At 47.6% G+C, this 19038-nt stretch carries 17 protein-coding genes; 12 read left to right on the top strand and 5 right to left on the bottom strand.

Annotated features, from left to right (window positions below; translation table 11 throughout):
• The first annotated feature begins 6 nt into the window (after positions 1–6).
• Positions 7–1320, top strand: a complete 1314-nt coding sequence (locus AAE250_RS06115; RefSeq protein ID WP_294600614.1) for a sensor histidine kinase — start codon at positions 7–9, stop codon at positions 1318–1320.
• Positions 1321–1324: 4 nt separating this feature from the next.
• Here the strand turns inward: AAE250_RS06115 and aspD are convergent, their stop codons facing one another.
• A complete protein-coding gene (gene aspD, locus AAE250_RS06110) occupies positions 1325–2941 on the bottom strand; it encodes an aspartate 4-decarboxylase (RefSeq protein ID WP_294600616.1) in 1617 nt (538 codons plus the stop codon).
• A gap of 186 nt (positions 2942–3127) precedes the next feature.
• Positions 3128–4822 carry an aspartate-alanine antiporter gene (gene aspT / locus AAE250_RS06105; protein ID WP_294600618.1) on the bottom strand — a complete coding sequence of 565 codons (1695 nt, stop codon included), beginning with the start codon at positions 4820–4822 and terminating at the stop codon, positions 3128–3130.
• Positions 4823–5011: 189 nt separating this feature from the next.
• Here aspT and AAE250_RS06100 point away from each other — a divergent pair, with 189 nt between their 5' ends.
• From AAE250_RS06100 to AAE250_RS06070, 7 genes are all read left to right on the top strand, one after another.
• Entirely contained in the window at positions 5012–7549 is a 2538-nt protein-coding gene (locus AAE250_RS06100; protein ID WP_294600620.1) for a DUF5686 and carboxypeptidase-like regulatory domain-containing protein, read from the top strand.
• A 108-nt stretch (positions 7550–7657) separates the two neighbouring features.
• Positions 7658–8947, top strand: coding sequence for an inositol-3-phosphate synthase (locus AAE250_RS06095; RefSeq protein WP_342288787.1), 1290 nt, complete (start codon positions 7658–7660; stop codon positions 8945–8947).
• 117 nt (positions 8948–9064) lie between these two features.
• Positions 9065–9538, top strand: coding sequence for a phosphatidylglycerophosphatase A family protein (locus tag AAE250_RS06090; RefSeq protein WP_294600624.1), 474 nt, complete (start codon positions 9065–9067; stop codon positions 9536–9538).
• Positions 9523–10050 (top strand): GtrA family protein, encoded by a 528-nt coding sequence (locus AAE250_RS06085; protein ID WP_294600626.1) that lies wholly within the window; start codon positions 9523–9525, stop codon positions 10048–10050. Before AAE250_RS06090 ends, AAE250_RS06085 begins: the two co-directional genes overlap by 16 nt.
• On the top strand, positions 10040–10690 hold the full coding sequence (locus AAE250_RS06080) for a CDP-alcohol phosphatidyltransferase family protein (RefSeq protein WP_294600627.1): 651 nt from the start codon (positions 10040–10042) through the stop codon (positions 10688–10690). The genes AAE250_RS06085 and AAE250_RS06080 overlap by 11 nt, the downstream gene beginning before the upstream one ends.
• On the top strand, positions 10690–11625 hold the full coding sequence (locus tag AAE250_RS06075; RefSeq protein ID WP_294600629.1) for a phosphatase PAP2 family protein: 936 nt from the start codon (positions 10690–10692) through the stop codon (positions 11623–11625). Before AAE250_RS06080 ends, AAE250_RS06075 begins: the two co-directional genes overlap by 1 nt.
• A gap of 64 nt (positions 11626–11689) precedes the next feature.
• Positions 11690–12862: an iron-containing alcohol dehydrogenase gene (locus AAE250_RS06070; protein ID WP_294600631.1), complete on the top strand. Its 1173-nt coding sequence runs from the start codon at positions 11690–11692 to the stop codon at positions 12860–12862.
• A gap of 46 nt (positions 12863–12908) precedes the next feature.
• Here AAE250_RS06070 and AAE250_RS06065 read toward each other — a convergent pair whose 3' ends face one another.
• Together AAE250_RS06065 and AAE250_RS06060 are read right to left on the bottom strand one after the other, a co-directional pair.
• Positions 12909–14483 (bottom strand): Rne/Rng family ribonuclease, encoded by a 1575-nt coding sequence (locus AAE250_RS06065; RefSeq protein ID WP_294600633.1) that lies wholly within the window; start codon positions 14481–14483, stop codon positions 12909–12911.
• Between the two features lie 237 nt (positions 14484–14720).
• Entirely contained in the window at positions 14721–14996 is a 276-nt protein-coding gene (locus AAE250_RS06060) for an HU family DNA-binding protein (RefSeq protein WP_294600635.1), read from the bottom strand.
• 262 nt (positions 14997–15258) lie between these two features.
• On the opposite strand from AAE250_RS06060, the gene mutY reads away from it, so the two are divergent.
• The 4 genes from mutY (at position 15259) to AAE250_RS06040 (ending at position 18833) form a co-directional block, all read left to right on the top strand.
• Positions 15259–16299 carry an A/G-specific adenine glycosylase gene (gene mutY, locus AAE250_RS06055; RefSeq protein WP_294600637.1) on the top strand — a complete coding sequence of 347 codons (1041 nt, stop codon included), beginning with the start codon at positions 15259–15261 and terminating at the stop codon, positions 16297–16299.
• Between the two features lie 73 nt (positions 16300–16372).
• Positions 16373–16828, top strand: a complete 456-nt coding sequence (locus AAE250_RS06050; protein ID WP_294600639.1) for a single-stranded DNA-binding protein — start codon at positions 16373–16375, stop codon at positions 16826–16828.
• Between the two features lie 23 nt (positions 16829–16851).
• Positions 16852–18204: a gliding motility-associated protein GldE gene (locus tag AAE250_RS06045; RefSeq protein WP_294600641.1), complete on the top strand. Its 1353-nt coding sequence runs from the start codon at positions 16852–16854 to the stop codon at positions 18202–18204.
• Positions 18204–18833 carry a 4'-phosphopantetheinyl transferase family protein gene (locus AAE250_RS06040; protein WP_294600643.1) on the top strand — a complete coding sequence of 210 codons (630 nt, stop codon included), beginning with the start codon at positions 18204–18206 and terminating at the stop codon, positions 18831–18833. The genes AAE250_RS06045 and AAE250_RS06040 overlap by 1 nt, the downstream gene beginning before the upstream one ends.
• Here the strand turns inward: AAE250_RS06040 and AAE250_RS06035 are convergent.
• A complete protein-coding gene (locus tag AAE250_RS06035) occupies positions 18794–19030 on the bottom strand; it encodes a (4Fe-4S)-binding protein (RefSeq protein WP_294600645.1) in 237 nt (78 codons plus the stop codon). The two genes, AAE250_RS06040 and AAE250_RS06035, sit on opposite strands and share 40 nt — an antisense overlap.
• Between the last annotated feature and the right edge of the window lie 8 nt (positions 19031–19038).

Below are 19038 nucleotides of genomic sequence, written 5' to 3'. Positions count from 1 at the left end.
AAAATCGTGCGCATCAAATTCTTCTTTTTCATACTCGTCCTCTTTCTGCTCGGTCTGAGTGGGGCATTGATTCATTTGCTGGGGGGAGTGAGGCCTATGTACCTGTACATATTGGAAGGGGTTATTCTCTTTATCCTCATTTATCTGATTGTGTTCTATAATAAGATAGTGAAGCCGATGAACACAATCGGTAGCGGTATGGAATTGTTGCGCGAGCAAGACTTCAGCAGCCGGCTCAGCCAGGTGGGGCAGTATGAAGCCGACCGTATTGTGAATATCTTCAACCGCATGATGGAGCAGCTCAAGAATGAGCGGCTGCGTATGCGCGAACAGAACCACTTCCTCGATCTGTTGATTGAGGCATCCCCGATGGGAGTTATCATCACGACATTGGACGGCGAACTGTCGCAACTGAATCCGATGGCGATACAGATGCTCGGTGTCCGCCTGGAAGAGGCGTTGAACAAGCAGTTGGAGCAGGTGGACTCTCCGTTGGCGGCAGAGTTGGCGGCTATTCCTAAGGATGAAACGTCCGTAGTCCGCCTCAATGATGCGAACATCTATAAATGTACCCACTCTTCTTTTATCGACCGGGGCTTCAAGCATCCTTTCTTCTTGATAGAGCGCATGACGGAAGAAGTGATGAAGGCGGAAAAGCGTGCTTACGAGAAGGTGATCCGCATGATAGCCCATGAGGTGAACAATACAACGGCCGGAATTACCTCCACGCTCGACACTGTGGAGCAGGCGCTTTCTACCGAAGAAGGTATGGAAGATATCTGCGACGTAATGCGTGTCTGCACGGAGCGTTGCTTCTCCATGAGCCGTTTCATCACCCGCTTTGCCGATGTGGTGAAGATACCCGAACCGACCTTGTCGCCCGTTCAGCTGAATGACCTGGTGTCTATGTGCAAGCGCTTCATGGAAGGAATGTGCAACGACCGTAAAATAAACCTCGTTCTGGAGTGTGACCCGGCAGTTGGAATCGTCCAGCTCGATCCATCCCTCTTTGAGCAGGTGTTGGTGAATATCATCAAGAATGCAGCCGAGAGTATAGAAGGTGCTGCCGGAGAGACCGATAAACAAGGCGAAGTAATAGTAAGGACCACTGCCCCCGCTTTGGTAGAAGTCGTTGACAATGGTCCCGGGATAAGCAAGGAAGCCGAAGCTAAACTCTTCAGCCCCTTCTTTTCCACCAAGCCGAACGGGCAGGGAATTGGCCTGGTGTTTATCCGGGAAGTCTTGAGTCGCCATGGTTGTACGTTCTCCCTGCGTACTTACAAAGATGGGTTGACTCGCTTCCGCATACTATTTCCATAAATTATCATTTACTTTCTTTCCAACTTTTCGCGTATTCGTCCAGGATTCTCTTGATTCCTTGCCCGATAACGACGTAATCCTTCTCGTTCAGGTTGGCGAGCGAGGCGCGTATGCTCCATTCGGGACCATCGAAACCGCCGCCGTTCAGCAATACCAAGGAGGTTTCTTTGGCAAGTCGGAAGACAACATTCAGCGGACTGTAGGTACGTGTCAGATATTCTACAAAGTCGTCTCCGTAGAGCTTCTTTGCCCAAACCAGCATATCAATTTCAGTGTAATAACCTACTCGCAGAGGATCTTCTGCCAATGTGAAACCGGTGTTATCCCAAAGGGCATGCAGTCGGCGGCGGATAATTTCCTGCATCTTTTCTTTATATTTGTTCTCTTTGTCCAGCAGGGCGAAAGAGGCAAAAAGGCTCATTTGTATCTGTTGGGGCAGTGATAGTCCGGCGGTGTGGTTCAGCGCTACCTGGCGGCTGTCGGCTACCATGCGGTCGATGAACTTCAATTTCTCCGGGTGCAGGGTGAGGCTGGAATAGCGGCGGTTGAGTACCTCCCGTTTTTCTTTCGGCAGGCGGGATATTTGCCGGTCGAAGACATTGAACTCGTGCAGGGCAATGACGGCATTCCGCCAGCCGGTAGCACCGAAGTACTTGGAGAATGAATAAACGCAAAGCGTATTGTAGGGCAGTTCCGCCATGAAGGAGCGGAAGTGGGGGCTGAAAGTGCCATACACATCGTCGGTGATAATCATCAGGTTGGGGTTGTCATCGCGGACAATCTTTACGATACGTTCCATCGTTTCGGGGTTGAGGGCATAGCTGGGCGGGTTGCTGGGATTGGTGACGAAGAGGGCTTTGATGGCCGGATTTTTCAGACGGTCGATGTCTTCATCGCTATATTGCCAGAGGTGCAGACCGTCGGGGCTCATGCGGTTGGCATGCAGTTTGGTTACCCGGAACTGGTAGCGGTCCAGCTGTGGAATCTCAATGTAGGGTGTAAAGGCGGGAACCATGAGGGCGATGCCGTCACCCCGGTTCAGCAGGAAGTTCTCTTGCAACGAGTCGAAGAGGTAGCACATGGCAGCGGTTCCGCCTTCGGTGGCAAAGAGGTCGAAGATGCCGCGCGGAGGGCGATTGTCGCACATCTCTTGGTTCAGATAGTCTTGCACCAGTAACTCGGTGAAGTGCAGGATGCGGTCGGGTACGGGGTACTGGTCGCCGATAACACTCTCGGCCCATTCGTGTATAAGGCTGTCCGGGTCGGCGGCATGCTGCATCAGCAGGTAGTTGTAGGTTTGTTCCAGCAGTTTGGCACCGGCGTCGGCAGCGTGCTTTTTGAGGAATGCTTCAAAGCGCGAAGCGATACCCTTTTGTTCGGGAATGCCGGCAATGCCTTCGGGCAGGTTCATGACGCGGCGACACTCTTCCAGCCCGAATTGTCCCAGCAGGAAGAAAGCTTCGCGTGGGGTGGTGGCTATCCAGTTCGGATTACCGCGCCCGGCGTTCAGCAGGATGCGGGCGGTCTTCTTCAGACTTTCGTCTGCCATATCGATGAGGCGGTTTTTCAGTTCAAAGGGACTGATGCTCTCCATCTTCTTTTCTAAAAGTTTTGTATTCATTATGTTAAGGTTTAGGTGAAAAGATACTAATAATTAATCGTTCGACATTTGTTTTCTATTCGTTCGACAACTGTCATCTATTCGTTCGACAGCTGTCGGACGATAATTCGACAATTGTCGAACGAATAGTTTTTAGCATCCGGGGAATTAGTTTCCTGTCTTTTGCCGATTTGTTTCTTACCTTCTTTAAATCAGCAGTACGATGACCACTCCCCATATTATTAATAAGGTGTTGCCTACGGCATACGTCACTGTATATCCCAGCGCCGGTGTTTCGCTTTCCACTGCATCCTGCACCGCACCCAGCGCGGCGGTTGTGGTACGGGCTCCTGCGCAAACTCCCAAGGCTATGGCCGGATGGAATTTAAAGACATACCTTGCCAGCACCAGCCCGATAATCAGCGGCAGGGTAGTGGCAACTGCCCCTACCAGGAACAGGCTGAGGCCGACATCGCGGAAACCTTGCACGAAACTCGGTCCGGCCGAGATACCCACTACGGCAATGAACATATTCAGTCCCACATTATTCAGCACCCATTGCGACGGCTCCGGGATGCGTCCGAACGTGGGATGCTTGCTGCGCAGCCATCCGAAGACCAGTCCGGCTATCAGTGCGCCGCCGCTTGTGCTCAGGCTGATAGGTACACCGCCGATATGGATGGCCAATGCACCGAACAATCCTCCGATGAGAATGCCCAGTCCCACGAATATCATATCCGTCTGATTGGTGGGACGGTCTATGTAGCCCAACCGTTTGGCAGCTGTTTCCACTTCCTGACGGGTCCCTACTACCTCTATGACGTCTCCCGCATCTACAACGGTTCGCGCCAGGACAGGGATGTCTATTCCGGCACGCTTGATGCTCCGGATGCTGACTCCATGCATAAACTTCTCTCTACGGATGGCTGTCACCGTCTTTCCGGCAAAAGTTTTGCGGGTTACCATCACGGGCAGCCTTTCTGCCGGGAAGTCGAGCAGTTGCAAGTCCAGTACTTCCGGGCCTATCCAGTCTTCTTCGCCGATGACGTACTCGCGGCGTCCGCTCAGCACTACTTCATCTCCCTGCTCTATCTGTATATTGGGGCTGACTTCCGTGATGACTCCCGATTTGCGGAGGCGTTCTACGAAGAGGCGCTTGCCGTTTCGCTGGAAGTAGACTTCCAAGTCGATGACTCTTTTCCCTTTCTCGAACCATTCGTTCTCAACCCGATAGGCGCGGAAGGTGACGGGGCGGGCTGCCGGCATAAATCCGGGTTCGTCGGCCTGGGAATTTCCCATTTGGGCTTCCAACTCCTTGCAGGCGGCTTTCACCTTTTCCAGCCCTCCCAGCATTTTCGGTCCGATGGAGGACAGCACCCATGCCGAACCTGCCGTACCGAAGATATAGGTTACGGCATACGATACGGGGATGATGTTGACATAGCTCTGCCGTTGCGCTTCGTCCAGTCCCATGTTGGCCATCGTATCTTCGGCTACCCCTATCACGGCGGAGATGGTTTGCGAACCTGCCAGCAATCCTGCCGCTTCGCCGGGATTGTAGCCCATCAGCAGGGCGAGCAACCAAGTGACTACCAATACCGATACACACATCAGCACTGCAAATCCAACTTGAGGCAATCCGTCCTTCTTGAGCCCGCGGAAGAACTGGGGGCCTACTTTATAACCCACGGCAAAGAGGAAAAGCAGGAAGAACACCGACTTTATAGGACCCGGTACGGCAATATTCAGTTGCCCCACCACCACGCCGACGAGCAATACACTGGTGACAGTGCCCAGCGTAAATTTGCCGATACGCAGTTTTCCCAGCCAGAACCCCAGGAAGATGGTGAGGAAAATGGCTAATTCGGGACGTTCCCTGAGCTGATTGAAAATCCATTCCATAATTAAGCTGTTTAGGTTTATATAGGTTAAATTAGATGCTTCTTAGGGCGTCGTTTCGCTATAGAACGGCTTTTAACAGGAAGTGTTTTGAAGAAAAGGCGTTTTTTAGAACATTTATTCCGCAAAACCGAGCATAAAGAAAAAGTTTTCTTCCGTACCTTTGCGGCCTAAATATAGGTAAAAAGAGGTATGAAATTATTTTTTAAGGTATTTCTACTCATTCAGCTATTCATTCTGCCATTGCGGGCACAATATATGGTGCAAGGCGTTGTTACCGACTCGTTGACAAAGGAGCCATTGCCTTATACGTCAGTTTATCTGAAAGGAACCACAGAAGGAGGTATGACCGACAATAACGGTCGTTTCTCTTTTAAAACGTATCGCCCGGAAGCCATGCTGGTCATTTCGGCTGTGGGGTACAATGAATATGCGCGTCTGATTCATCCGGCGCGTGCTTCGCGTTTCAACGTGGCTTTGTCGCCGGCTACTTATGCTTTGGACGAAGTGGTAGTGAAGCCGAAGCACGAGCGGTACCGGAAAAAAGACAATCCGGCCGTGGAGTTTGTACGGAAGATGATAGAGCATCGGGATGACTATTCGCCCAAGGAGCGTGACTTCTGGCAACGCGACCGTTACGAGAAGATGACTTTTGCCATTAACAATTTTGACAGCGTGAAGCAGCAGAAGTGGCTTTATCGCAAATTCAAATTCTTGACGGACTATGTCGATACTTCGGCCGTAACGGGCAAGCCGGTGTTGGCTGTCTCCAATCGCGAACTGCTGGCTACGGACTATTACCGCAAATCTCCGCATAGCGAGAAGCAATGGGTGCAGGCACGCAGGCAGGCGGGGGTGGACGAAATGCTTTCCCAGCAGGGAATGGAACAGGCCATCAGTGTCACCATGACCGACGTGGACCTTTATGAAAACAATATTACGCTGTTTACTAATAAGTTTGTCAGTCCGCTTTCGTCCATGGGACCTTCTTTTTACAAATATTATCTGATGGATACGCTATCCGTTGCCGGAAAGCCTTGCGTAGATTTGACATTCGTGCCCTTCAACTCCGAGTCGTTCGGCTTTACGGGACATCTGTACGTCATGCTGGACAGTACCTACTTTGTGCGTCGTGCCGTGATGAACTTTCCTCAGAAAATCAATCTGAACTTTGTGGACTACATGAAGATAGAGCAGAATTTTGACCGTGCGGAAGGCGGTACGCGCCAGCTCCTCAGTGAAAGCATTACAACCGAATTTAAGATAGTGGACAACAGCGACGGCATTTACGCCAAACGGGATGTGTACTACCGGAACTATCAGTACGAACCGGATGAGAAGGCCCTGCAAGCATTCCGCCGGCCCGAGAAGGTGATTGAGGAAACAGCGTCTTCTGCCTATTCGGACGAATATTGGGATGAGAACCGGCATGTGGAGGTCAGCAAAAAAGAGACTTCTGTGGACAAGATGATGGCGCAGTTGCGCAGCTATCCTGTCTATTACTGGTCGGAGAAGGTACTGAAAGTGCTCTTTACCGGCTATATTCCCGCACCCAAAGAGAAAGCGCCTCTGTTCTATATCGGTATGATGAACACCACCATCAGCGGAAATACATTGGAAGGTGTGCGCTTGCGTGCCGGTGGAATGACGACGGCATGGCTCAATCCGCATCTGTTCGGCAAGGGATATGTGGCTTATGGAACCCGCGACCACCGCGTGAAGGGGCTTGCCGAACTGGAATATTCTTTCCATCGGAAGAAAGAGTATGCCAATGAGTTTCCCATCCATTCGCTGAAGGTCAGCTATTTATCGGATGTCAACCAATATGGACAGCACTATCTCTATACCAGCCAAGATAATGTCTTCCTTGCCTTGAAGCGGCAGAAGGACGACCGCATCGGCTATCAGAGCAAAGCGTCGGTGACGTATACGAACGAGTTCCATTCCGGTTTTTCTTTTCAGCTGACCACTCGTCTGCGAAAGGACGAGTCGTCACATCTTATTCCGTTCATCAGGCAAGATGCAGAAGGGACCTTTGTTAAAAGTATTTCGACCAGTGAGCTGGAAGTGAAGCTGCGCTATGCTCCGAATGAGAAATTCTTTCAGACCCAGTGGAACCGCTTCCCCGTTTCGCTGGATGCTCCGGTGTTCTCGCTTACGCACACGATGGCTGCAAAGGGTGTGCTGGGCGGAGACTATACCTATCATTATACGGAAGCCGGTTTCCAGAAACGTTTTTGGTTTTCGGCCTTCGGCTATACTGATGTCATCTTGAAGGCAGGAAAGGTCTGGAACAAGGTGCCTTTCCCTCTGCTTATTATTCCGAACGCCAATCTATCGTACACCATCCAGCCGGAATCTTATTCGCTGATGAATGCCATGGAATTTATGAACGATGAATATGCTTCCTGGGATGTGACCTATTTTCTGAACGGCTGGCTCTTCAACCGTGTTCCCTTGTTGAAAAAGCTGAAATGGCGTGAAGTGCTTTCCTGCCGCGGCTTGTATGGAAACCTGAGTGATAAAAATAATCCGGCTTATAACGAAGATCTGTTTCGTTTTCCGGTAAGCAGCACCACTATGGGGCATACTCCTTATGTGGAAGCCGGAGTCGGTATTGAGAATATTTTTAAGATACTTCGTGTTGATTATGTATGGCGTTTGACCTATCGAAATTTACCAAATATTGATAAATCCGGGCTTAGAATCAGCTTGCATATGACATTTTAACGTAAATCTTACTAAAGGAACATTAAATCGGATAAAAAGACTAATCCCAATTGAGTAAAATACCCTAAATTTGAGCAATTTTTTAAACTCTAAATAATAACAATGGCAATGAAAGAAAACATTAAGCCGGCAACCGGGCGTTTAGGCGTGTTGGTAGTCGGAGTAGGTGGTGCGGTTGCTACCACCATGATAACCGGAACTCTGGCTGCTCGTAAGGGTTTGGCTAAAGCTATAGGCTCAATCACACAAATGGCTACTATGCGTATGCAGGATGGTGAAGAAAAACTTATCAAAGACATAGTGCCTTTGGCTGATTTGAATGATATTGTTTTTGGTGGTTGGGATATTTTCCCGGATAATGCCTACGAAGCTGCTATGTATGCAGAGGTTTTGAAAGAAAAAGACTTGAACTTGGTGAAAGACGAGTTGCAAACCATCAAGCCGATGCCTGCTGCATTCGACCACAACTTTGCAAAACGTCTGAACGGTACGCACATCAAGAAGGCTGCAACCCGTTGGGACATGGTGGAACAACTGCGTGAGGACATCCGCAACTTCAAGGCTGCCAACAACTGCGAACGTATCGCTGTGCTGTGGGCCGCAAGTACCGAAATCTACATTCCGCTGGCTAAAGAACACGAATCTCTCGCTGCTTTGGAACAGGCTATGAAGGAAAACAATACCGAAGTGATCTCTCCGAGTATGTGTTATGCCTATGCTGCTATTGCAGAAGGTGCTCCGTTCATCATGGGTGCTCCCAATCTGTGCGTAGATACTCCGGCTATGTGGGAGTTCTCCAAGAAGATGAATGTACCTATCTCAGGTAAGGACTTCAAGAGCGGTCAGACTTTGATGAAGACTGTACTTGCTCCGATGTTCAAGACCCGTATGCTGGGCGTAAGCGGTTGGTTCTCTACCAACATCCTGGGTAACCGTGACGGCGAAGTGCTGGATCAACCGGAAAACTTCAAGACGAAGGAAGTCAGCAAACTGTCCGTTATCGATAACATCTTCGAACCCGAGAAATTCCCCGATCTGTACGGTGACGTATATCACAAGGTACGCATCAACTACTATCCTCCCCGCAAAGACAACAAGGAAGCATGGGATAACATCGACATCTTCGGATGGATGGGCTATCCGATGGAAATCAAAGTAAACTTCTTGTGTCGTGACTCTATCCTTGCAGCTCCTATCGCACTTGACCTGGTTATCTTCAGTGACCTTGCCCTGCGCGCAGGCATGTGTGGCATCCAGACTTGGTTGTCATTCTTCTGCAAGAGCCCGATGCACGATTTCGAGCATCAGCCGGTACATGACTTGTTCCAGCAATGGCGCATTGTGAAGGAGACGCTTCGCAATATGGTGGGTGAAACTGCACCGAGCTATCTGGATTAAAGAATAGTGATAAAGTGGTAGGGTGATGGAGTGATAGGATGAATACTATATGGCTCTGTCACCCTATCACTTTATCGCTCTATCACATTATCACTTTATCACATTATCACTCTATTAATGAAGAAACCCTCCCTTCTCCCTGTAATAATAGGTACGGGCTTTGGCTCGGGCTTTTCTCCTTTTGCACCCGGCACGGCGGGAGCCTTGCTGGCTACACTGATTTGGTTCGGGCTGTCTTATCTGGTTTCGGGCACTTGCCTGTTATGGCTGACGGTAGTGCTGATTTTAGTATTCACCTTTGCAGGTATATGGGCTGCCGACTGCTTGGAGGAATCCTGGGGTGAAGACCCTTCCCGTGTGGTGGTCGATGAAATGGTCGGCGTATGGATCGCATTGCTTGCGGCACCTGCCGGACACGTCTGGTATGCGTTGGGAGCATTTGTCCTGTTCCGCTTTTTTGATATACTCAAGCCTTTGGGCATCCGTCGCATGGAGAGCCTGCCGGGTGGAGTAGGGGTAATGATGGACGATATCTTGTCCGGAGTTTATGGTTTTATAATTCTGATTATAGCGAGATGGATTATCAGTTGAAAGAGAAGAGCAAAGGCGCAAAATGGCGCTATGATGTTTGGGTCTTTTTCAAGGCTCAACTATCTGCGCAGTTTGCAAGTTTTGTCGATTTTCTGGTGACTATTCTTCTGGTGAAGGCTTTCGGCGTTTTCTATCTTTATGCTACATTTATAGGTTCCGTAGTAGGAGGCATTGTGAACTGTGCCATTAACTACGGCTGGGTGTTCCATGCCGAAAACGTAAAGAAGGTACATGTTGCCGTGAAATACCTCTTCGTTTGGGGAGGTAGTATTCTGCTGAATACCTGGGGGACATTTGCCCTGACGGAATGGCTTACAGGCATGACGTGGGTCAACGGGCTGCTGGGCTATTACGTCGACAACGTGTTTATTTTGTCGAAGGTTATTGTAGCTGTGCTGGTGGCATTCTTCTGGAACTACCATCTGCAGAAGTTTTTCGTTTACCGGAATCATAACTTCAAGGGATTTCTGAAACATTATTTAGAGAACAAAAAGGACGAATATGAATTATAGAGATTGGTTGCAGCAGGTGATATACAAAATTATCAATCCTGTGGTGCGCGGTATGATTAAAATTGGCATTACGCCTAACTTTATTACGACTACGGGATTGGTGCTGAATATCGTGGCGGCTGCTTTGTTTGTCTATGCAGGCATGTACAAGAGTGGTGAACTGGCTTATGTAGGCTGGGCAGGCGGCATTGTGCTCTTTGCCGGTTTGTTCGACATGATGGACGGGCGTGTGGCGCGTTTGGGTAATATGAGTTCTACTTTCGGCGCATTGTTCGACTCTGTACTCGACCGTTACAGTGAACTGGTGACTCTGTTCGGCATCTTTTATTATCTGATATTGCAGGGCTATCTGTGGGGCTCCATGATTACGTTCATCGCACTGATTGGCTCGCTGATGGTGAGCTATGTGCGTGCCCGTGCCGAAGGTTTGGGACTGGATTGCAAGGTAGGCTTCATGCAGCGTCCCGAGCGGGTTGTACTGACTGCCCTCGGCGCTATCTTCTGCGGCGTTTTTGGTGACTGTACGGCATTCGATCCTATGCTGATACTGATTGTACCTTTAACGGTGATTGCTATTCTGGCAAACTTGACGGCATTTGCCCGCCTGGCGCATTGCTATAAACTATTGAATAATAAATAATGAGAAAAACATTCTTCCCCTCTGTGAAAGAGGTTGTTTTGGTTATTGGCATTACGGTGCTTTTTTTGATTCTGACAGGGATTTGTATCGGATTTCGCCCGGAGCACTTCTTGATGACAGGTCTGTTTCTGGTATTGTTTTTTGCAGGAAAAACGACTCGTAAGTTGGCAGTAGCGCTATTACCTTTTATCGTGTTCGCTATTTCTTACGACTGGATGCGTGTATATCCTAATTATGAGGTAAATCCTATTGATGTGAAGGGATTGTATGAGGCGGAAAAGTCTCTTTTCGGCTTGTCGGTCAATGGTACTACCCTTATTCCTTGTGAATACTTTGCTCTGAACCATTGTTCGGTGGCCGACTTCTTTGCAGGAGTATTTTATCTTTGCTGGGTGCCGGTTCCCATTGCTTTCGGGTTGTGGCTTTATCTGAAGGGTGACCGCAAGGTGTATCTCCGTTTTGCGATGGTATTCCTCCTGGTGAATCTTATCGGCTTTGCAGGGTATTACATTCATCCGGCCGCTCCGCCTTGGTATGCCATGAATTATGGGTTTGAGCCGATGCTCGATACTCCGGGCAATGTAGCCGGATTGGGACGTTTTGATGAACTCATGGGATGTTCTATCTTCAATTCCATTTACGGGCGGAATGCCAATGTCTTTGCAGCAGTTCCTTCGCTCCATGCTGCGTATATGGTGGTAGCCCTGGCTTATGCTATCATGGACCGTTGTAAAAAATGGCTGATTGCTTTGTTTGCTTTTATCATGGTAGGCATTTGGTGGACGGCAGTTTATTCGGGCCATCATTATCTGATTGATGTAATACTGGGCATTTCCTGCGCTTTGCTGGGCATCCTGGTCTTTGAAAAAGGATTGATGAAGTGGGGGGCTTTCAAGCTGTTCTATGAAAGATATGGCAGGTACATTAAATTATAATTTAGGGGCGCTGCGCCCCTAAATTCCCATTTATGTAACCGAATAAATCTATAATAATGCAAGTATGAATAATTTTGTTTTTTACAGCCCTACCGAGTTCGTTTTCGGAAGAGAAACTGAAATGCAAGCCGGTGCGCTGGCTCGTAAACACGGTGCCCGGAAAGTGATGATTGTGTATGGTGGCGGTTCTGTAGTGCGGAGTGGCCTGCTGGACAGAGTGAAGCAATCTTTGCAGGAAGCCGGCATTGAGTTTTGCGAGATGGGAGGTATTCAGCCCAATCCGGTCGATACCAAAGTATACGAAGGCATTGACATTTGCCGTCGCGAACAAGTGGATATGATGCTCCCCGTAGGTGGTGGTTCCGTCATTGATACGGCAAAAGCCATTGCTGCCGGCGTGCTTTATGAGGGTGATTTTTGGGATTTCTTTATCGGCAAGGCGCAGGTTACGAAAGCTCTGAAAGTAGCCGTTGTATTGACCATTCCCGCAGCTGGCAGCGAAGGCTCGGGAAATTCGGTAATCACGAAGACCGATACCCTTCAGAAACTGAGTCTTCGTGCTCCTGAGGTGTTACGCCCTGTTTTCTCTATCATGAATCCCGAACTGACCTTTACGTTGCCCCCTTTCCAGACGGCATGCGGCATTGCCGACATGATGGTACATATTATGGAACGTTATTTCACCAATACCCCTGAGGTGGAAATCAGCGACCGTCTTTGCGAAGGTACATTGATGGCCATTATTAAAATGGCTTACTGCGTAAAGCAGAATCCGAACGACTATAACGCACGCGCCAATGTCATGTGGTGTGGTAACATTGCCCATAACGGCACTTGTGGCATAGGCTGTGAAGAAGACTGGGCTTCGCACTTTCTGGAACATGAAGTCAGCGCCATTTACAACGTAACGCATGGTGCAGGGCTGTCGGTGATTGTTCCTGCCTGGATGACTTTTATGGCAGAGCATAACCCGAAGAAGATTGCACAGTTTGCCACCCGCGTTCTGGGTGTGCCCGAATCGGAAGATCTGGAGGAGATGGCTTTAGCCGGAGTTTCCCGCCTGAAATTCTTCTTCCGCTATATGGGGCTGCCGGTGAACTTTAAAGAACTCGGTATCGAGAATCCTGATATAGACCGCCTGGCAGATAGTCTGCACCGCAATAAGGGCGAGTTTGTAGGTAACTATGTGAAGTTGACGAAACAGGATAGTAAAGAGATCTATAGACTGGCATTATAATACAAAAAAAAGACGGCGAAGTTTATCATTTACTTCGCCGTCTTTCTTATTTGATTTCGATTTCTTCCTTCATATCTATCTCTTCACCTTGCGGATCGTAGAATACATATTCCAGAAACGCGAGTTTCTGACTTGGAATAATCTTAATACCGAATCCGTACTTCATCTGCCACTTCCGTTTCAAGGAAACAAGTCCTTGGTTGATGTAGGCTGCGATGTACGGGTGGATGTGTAACGAGAATTTCTTAATCTTCAATTTGTTGACCAGATAGTCAATTTTACTCTCCAAAGTGTCCGTAAAGAGGATGGACGATTTAATGGTGCCTTTTCCAAAGCAGGTAGGACAGGTCTCCATGGTGTTGACATCCATAGCCGGCCGCACGCGCTGGCGGGTAATCTGCATCAGCCCGAATTTGCTGAGCGGCAGGATGTTGTGGCGTGCTCTGTCTTTCTGCATGTTTTGGCACATACGTTCGTAAAGCTTCTGTCGGTTTTCGGCTTCGTTCATGTCGATGAAGTCCACCACGATGATACCACCCATATCTCTCAGTCGTAACTGGCGTGCCAGTTCGTCGGCTGCTCCCAGATTCACTTCCAGTGCGTTGGCCTCCTGCCCGTTGGCATTCTTGGTGCGGTTACCGCTGTTCACGTCTACTACGTGAAGCGCCTCAGTATGCTCAATAATCAGGTAGGCACCACTTTTGTATGAAACGGTCTTGCCGAATGACGACTTGATCTGTTTGGTGATACCAAAATTGTCATAAATGGGGAGTTGTCCTTTGTACAGCTTAACGATTCCTGCCCGTTCAGGGGCGATGAGAGTTACGTAATCCTTTATTTCGTGGTACACCGCTTCGTTGTTCACGTGGATGTTTTCGAAAGAAGGATTGAACAAGTCGCGCAACAAACCTACGGCGCGGCTGGTTTCTTCGTAAATCAGCGTCGGAAACTTAGTGGCTTTCTGTACTTTGGTAATGGCTTCTTCCCAATGTTTCAGTAATACTTTAAGCTCTCCGTCAAGCTCGGCCACGCGTTTGCCTTCGGCAACGGTGCGGACGATAACGCCGAAATTCTTCGGCTTGATGCTCATCAGCAGCTGTTTGAGGCGGGCGCGCTCTTCGCTCGATTTAATTTTTTGTGATACGGAAACCTTATCGTTGAAAGGAATGAGCACGAGATATCTTCCGGCAAAGGAAAGCTCGGAAGTCAGTCGTGGCCCTTTGGTCGAGATAGGCTCCTTGACAATCTGCACCACTACTTCTTGTCCCACCTTGAGTGTGTTGGAAACCGTTCCGTCTTTTTCAAGGTCGGGAAGTATGGTTGCTTTCGTAATAGGATTCAGCTTCTTTTTGTCGCTTAAAGTCTGCTTTACGTACTTCTCTAACGAGTTAAATTGAGGACCTAAGTCCAGGTAATGAAGAAAAGCATCTTTCTCGTAACCCACGTCCACGAAGCAGGCATTCAGGCCGGGCATCAACTTCTTGACGCGTCCCAAATACATGTTGCCCACCGAGAAGGAGATGTTTCTTCCTTCGCTTTGAAGTTCCACCAGGCTCTTGTCTTCGAGCAGTGCGATGGAGACCTCTTTGGGCTGTACGTCTACAACGAGTTCGCTTGTCACAATGATTTGCTTTTAATTAAAAATTAAATTTGGTACTTAAACAAAGAACAAACCCGCGAGACAATTAGCTTCACAAGTTTGTTCTTTATTTTGTCCTTCAGACTAAAAATTACTTTTTGCTTTTATGTCTGTTCTTTCTTAGTCTTTTTTTACGCTTGTGCGTAGACATTTTATGTCTTTTCTTTTTCTTTCCGCTTGGCATAGCTTCAAAATTTTATGGGTTAATACTATTGTTTATTATTTCTTCACTGAAATGGTGAATGTCTTAGCAGGCTTGAAAGCCGGAATGTTATGTTCCGGAATGATAATTGTAGTGTTCTTGGAGATGTTACGAGCAGTTTTCTGTGCTCTTTTCTTCACTACAAAACTACCAAACCCGCGGAGGTAAACATTTTCATCGTTAGATAAAGATGCTTTCACTGCGTCCATGAATGCTTCAACGGTTGTAAGTACTGTTGTCTTATCAATTCCGGTGTTCTTTGTAATTTCGTTTACAATATCAGCTTTAGTCATTTTTCTTCAAAAAAAATATTATTACTATAGTTTTCCTAATTTTTTGGACTGCAAATATATAGCTTTTTGGCGGCTCTAAAAAATATATTTCAGACAATTTTCTAAAAAAGTCTCGGCATTAAGTTTTGTTAGGCTGAAAAACTGTATTTTTGTTCCTTTGGAAAGGGCTACACCCTTTTGCCCGGATGGCTACACCTTTTTTAGGTTAGGGCTACACCATTTGGGGTAAAGGGTGTAGCTCTCTTAAAAGACTGTAATTGAGATGAATATATTTACTGAAACTTTGCTGAAATGGTATGCGGAAAACAAAAGGGAACTGCCGTGGAGAGAGACAACCGATCCCTATCTGATATGGATATCCGAGATCATTTTGCAACAGACAAGGGTGGCGCAGGGATATGAATACTTCCTTCGTTTTGTGCATCGTTTTCCGGATGTGCGGGCGTTGGCTGAGGCTTCGGAAGATGAAGTTATGAAATATTGGCAGGGCTTGGGTTATTACTCCCGTGCGCGCAATCTGCATGCGGCGGCTGAAAGTATGAATGGAGCGTTTCCTGAAACTTATGAGGGGGTGCGTGCACTGAAGGGAGTAGGAGACTACACGGCAGCTGCCATCTGCTCTTTTGCTTATAATATGCCTTATGCAGTGGTGGATGGGAATGTATACCGGGTACTTTCCCGTTATTTCGGCATTGATATACCGGTTGATTCTACCGAAGGCAAGAAGACTTTTGCAGCTTTAGCGGAAGAGATGCTTGATAAATCCCGTCCGGCGGATTATAATCAGGCGATTATGGATTTTGGAGCTATCCAGTGTACCCCTCAAGCGCCTGATTGCATGTTTTGCCCCTTGTCCGACAGTTGTTCCGCCTTGTCGAAAGGGACAGTTCTTCAGTTACCTGTGAAGCAGCATAAGACGAAAACTACTAACCGTTATTTCAATTATATATATGTACGCATGGGCGCGTATACCTTGATTAATAAGAGAACGGGAAATGACATCTGGAAAAATCTGTTTGAGTTGCCGCTGGTCGAGACCGAAAAAGATTTATCGGAGGAGGAGTTTCTTGCATGCCCGCAGCTACATGCACTTTTTGCAAAAGGGGAGGCTCCGAAGGTTCGTTCGGTGCTTCGCAACGTGAAGCACGTTTTGTCTCACCGGGTGATTTACACCCACTTCTATGAGGCTGTTTTGCCGGAAACATCCGCCTCTTTTCCCGGTTATCAGCGGATTAGGATAGAAGACATGGAGCATTATGCCATGCCTAGGCTGATACATATTTTCTTGGAGAAATATGTATAAAAGTTGTTTGTATTCTTGCATAGTGTGAATATTCTCGTTAATTTTGGCAGCAAAATCTAAAGAATAGAAGCTTATGTCAGTAAATAAAGTGATATTGATAGGAAATGTAGGACAAGATCCCAAAGTAACCTATTATGAGGGTGGAAACTGTGTTGCCCAGCTTTCTCTGGCTACCACCGAGAAAGGATATACGCTACAGAATGGTACGCAAATCCCCGACCGCACCGAATGGCATAACCTTATATTCCGCGGTCGCTTGGGCGAGATCGTAGAAAAATACGTGCATAAAGGGGATAAACTCTATGTAGAGGGTAAAATCCGTACCCGTTCGTACGACGACCAGGGAGGGATTAAGCGCTATGTAACGGAAATCTTCGTTGATAATATGGAGATGTTAACCCCGAGAAATGCCACTCCCAGTGCTGCTCCTTATGCCCCGCAAGGTGGAGCGAGTGCCCAACCGCAACAGCAAGTACAACCGCAGGCTGCTCCTGCGCAAGATAATCCGACGGACGATTTGCCGTTCTAATTGTTTAACTAAAACCAAATTCTTTGGATCCAGACGCTTATTTATGCCAGTTGGCAGATGTTTTTAACGGTATATCCGTACAAGTTCCTTCTATTTCGGCTATTATAGCCCTTGTGTTGGCAGGCTTACTCCTGCTTGTTTCCGGCTTTGCATCAGCTTCCGAGATAGCCTTCTTTTCGCTTTCTCCGTCGGATCTGAATACGATTGCGGAGAAGAAACATCCTTCGGATGAAAAAATCAGTAATTTGCTGGATAATAGCGAACGCTTGTTGGCTACGATATTGATTACGAACAACTTTGTGAACGTAACCATTATTATGCTCTGCAATTTCTTCTTTATGAATGTATTTCGGTTTCATTCTCCTATTGCAGAGTTCCTTATTCTGACAGTCATCTTAACCTTCCTGTTGTTGCTTTTCGGTGAAATTATGCCTAAGATCTATTCAGCGCAGAAGACATTGACTTTCTGTCGTTTTGCGGCTCCGGGCATCACCGTGTTTCGTTCTGTATTTTATCCGTTGGCATCCTTGTTGGTACGTTCCACTTCTTTCCTGAACAAGCATGTTGTACGCAAGAATCATAATATTTCGGTCGATGAATTGTCGCATGCTTTAGAGTTGACGGATAAAGCGGAGCTTTCGGAAGAGAACAATATTCTGGAAGGCATTATCCGCTTTGGAGGCGAAACGGCAAAGGAGGTTATGACTTCCCGTCTGGACGTAGTCGATCTGGACATCCGTACACCTTTCAAGGAGGTGCTGAAGTGTATTATTGAGAATGCTTATTCCCGTATTCCCATTTATGCAGATACCAGCGACAACATAAAGGGAGTGCTTTACATCAAGGATTTACTTCCCCATCTGAATAAAGGCGATAACTTCCGTTGGCAATCGCTTATCCGTCCGGCCTATTTTGTGCCGGAAACAAAGATGATTGATGACCTGCTTCGTGACTTCCAGGCAAATAAGATTCATATTGCCATTGTGGTCGATGAATTTGGAGGTACATCGGGTATTGTGACCATGGAAGACATTATAGAAGAAATAGTCGGTGAGATCCATGATGAGTATGATGATGAAGAGCGTACTTATGCCGTGCTCAATGATCATACCTGGGTATTCGAGGCTAAAACACAGTTGACGGATTTCTATAAAATCACCAAGATAAACGAGGAAACTTTTGATGACGTGGCAGGGGATGCCGATACGCTGGCAGGACTTTTGCTCGAACTGAAAGGGGAGTTTCCGGCTCTTCATGAAAAAGTTACTTACGACCGCTATGAGTTTGAAGTGCTGGAAATGGATAACCGCCGCATCCTCAAAGTGAAATTTACCATTAACGAACCGGCAGGAGATGCTGCCGAAGACAAAAAGTAATGCCTCTTTTTCTGCAACATACAGACTCTTCCTGCCAATGGGGAGTATGGAAAACAGACGAGACTCTGGACGAACTGCTTGCCATGCTTCCAGGTAAAGATGTGTACCTGCAAGGTATGCAGCGTTTTAAGGCGGAGTACCGCCGGTTGGAGTGGCTTGCTGTCCGTGTGTTGCTCTATACGTTGCTGGGTGAGGAGAAGGAAATAGCCTATTATCCTACCGGAAAGCCTTATTTGGCGGATGCTTCCGCCTCCATTAGTATTTCTCATACCAAAGGTTATGTTGCTGTTGTTCTGGGAATGCCGGATAAAGAAGTCGGCATTGATATTGAACAGTATGGCGAGAGGGTTCGGAGGGTAGCACACAAATTTATGCGCGAGGATGAAGAAGCATCCTTGTTTCGGGGCACTGAAATTTGGTCGTTATTACTTCATTGGTCGGCCAAGGAAACCATGTTCAAATGCATGAATGCTTCGGATGTCGATTTTCGGGAACACATGCGGGTATTGCCTTTTCCCGTAAATGAAAGTGGCATATTCTCCGCCGAAGAATACCGTACGGCGGAGAAACGCAGATTTACCATCCACTATTATTTATCTTCTGACTTTGTATTGACGTTAAGTCTGTAGCTCAATGCACCGGAAGGACATTTCTTGATTTGCGCAATCAGTTCTTCTGTGGTTGCATTCTCTATCTGTATCCAAGGCTTTTCTTTCGGATGATATACATTGGGAAGTGTCTTGACACAAATTCCGGAGTGTTGGCATAGTTTGGGTTGCCAGATGATGGTCAACTCGCCATTGGTATATTCTTTAGTACTTTCCATAACAATCT

Source organism: Bacteroides sp. GD17 (genome assembly GCF_038448625.1).
In the GTDB taxonomy this organism is placed as follows: Bacteria; Bacteroidota; Bacteroidia; order Bacteroidales; family Bacteroidaceae; genus Bacteroides.
This window is presented reverse-complemented; position numbering and strand designations above follow the sequence as displayed.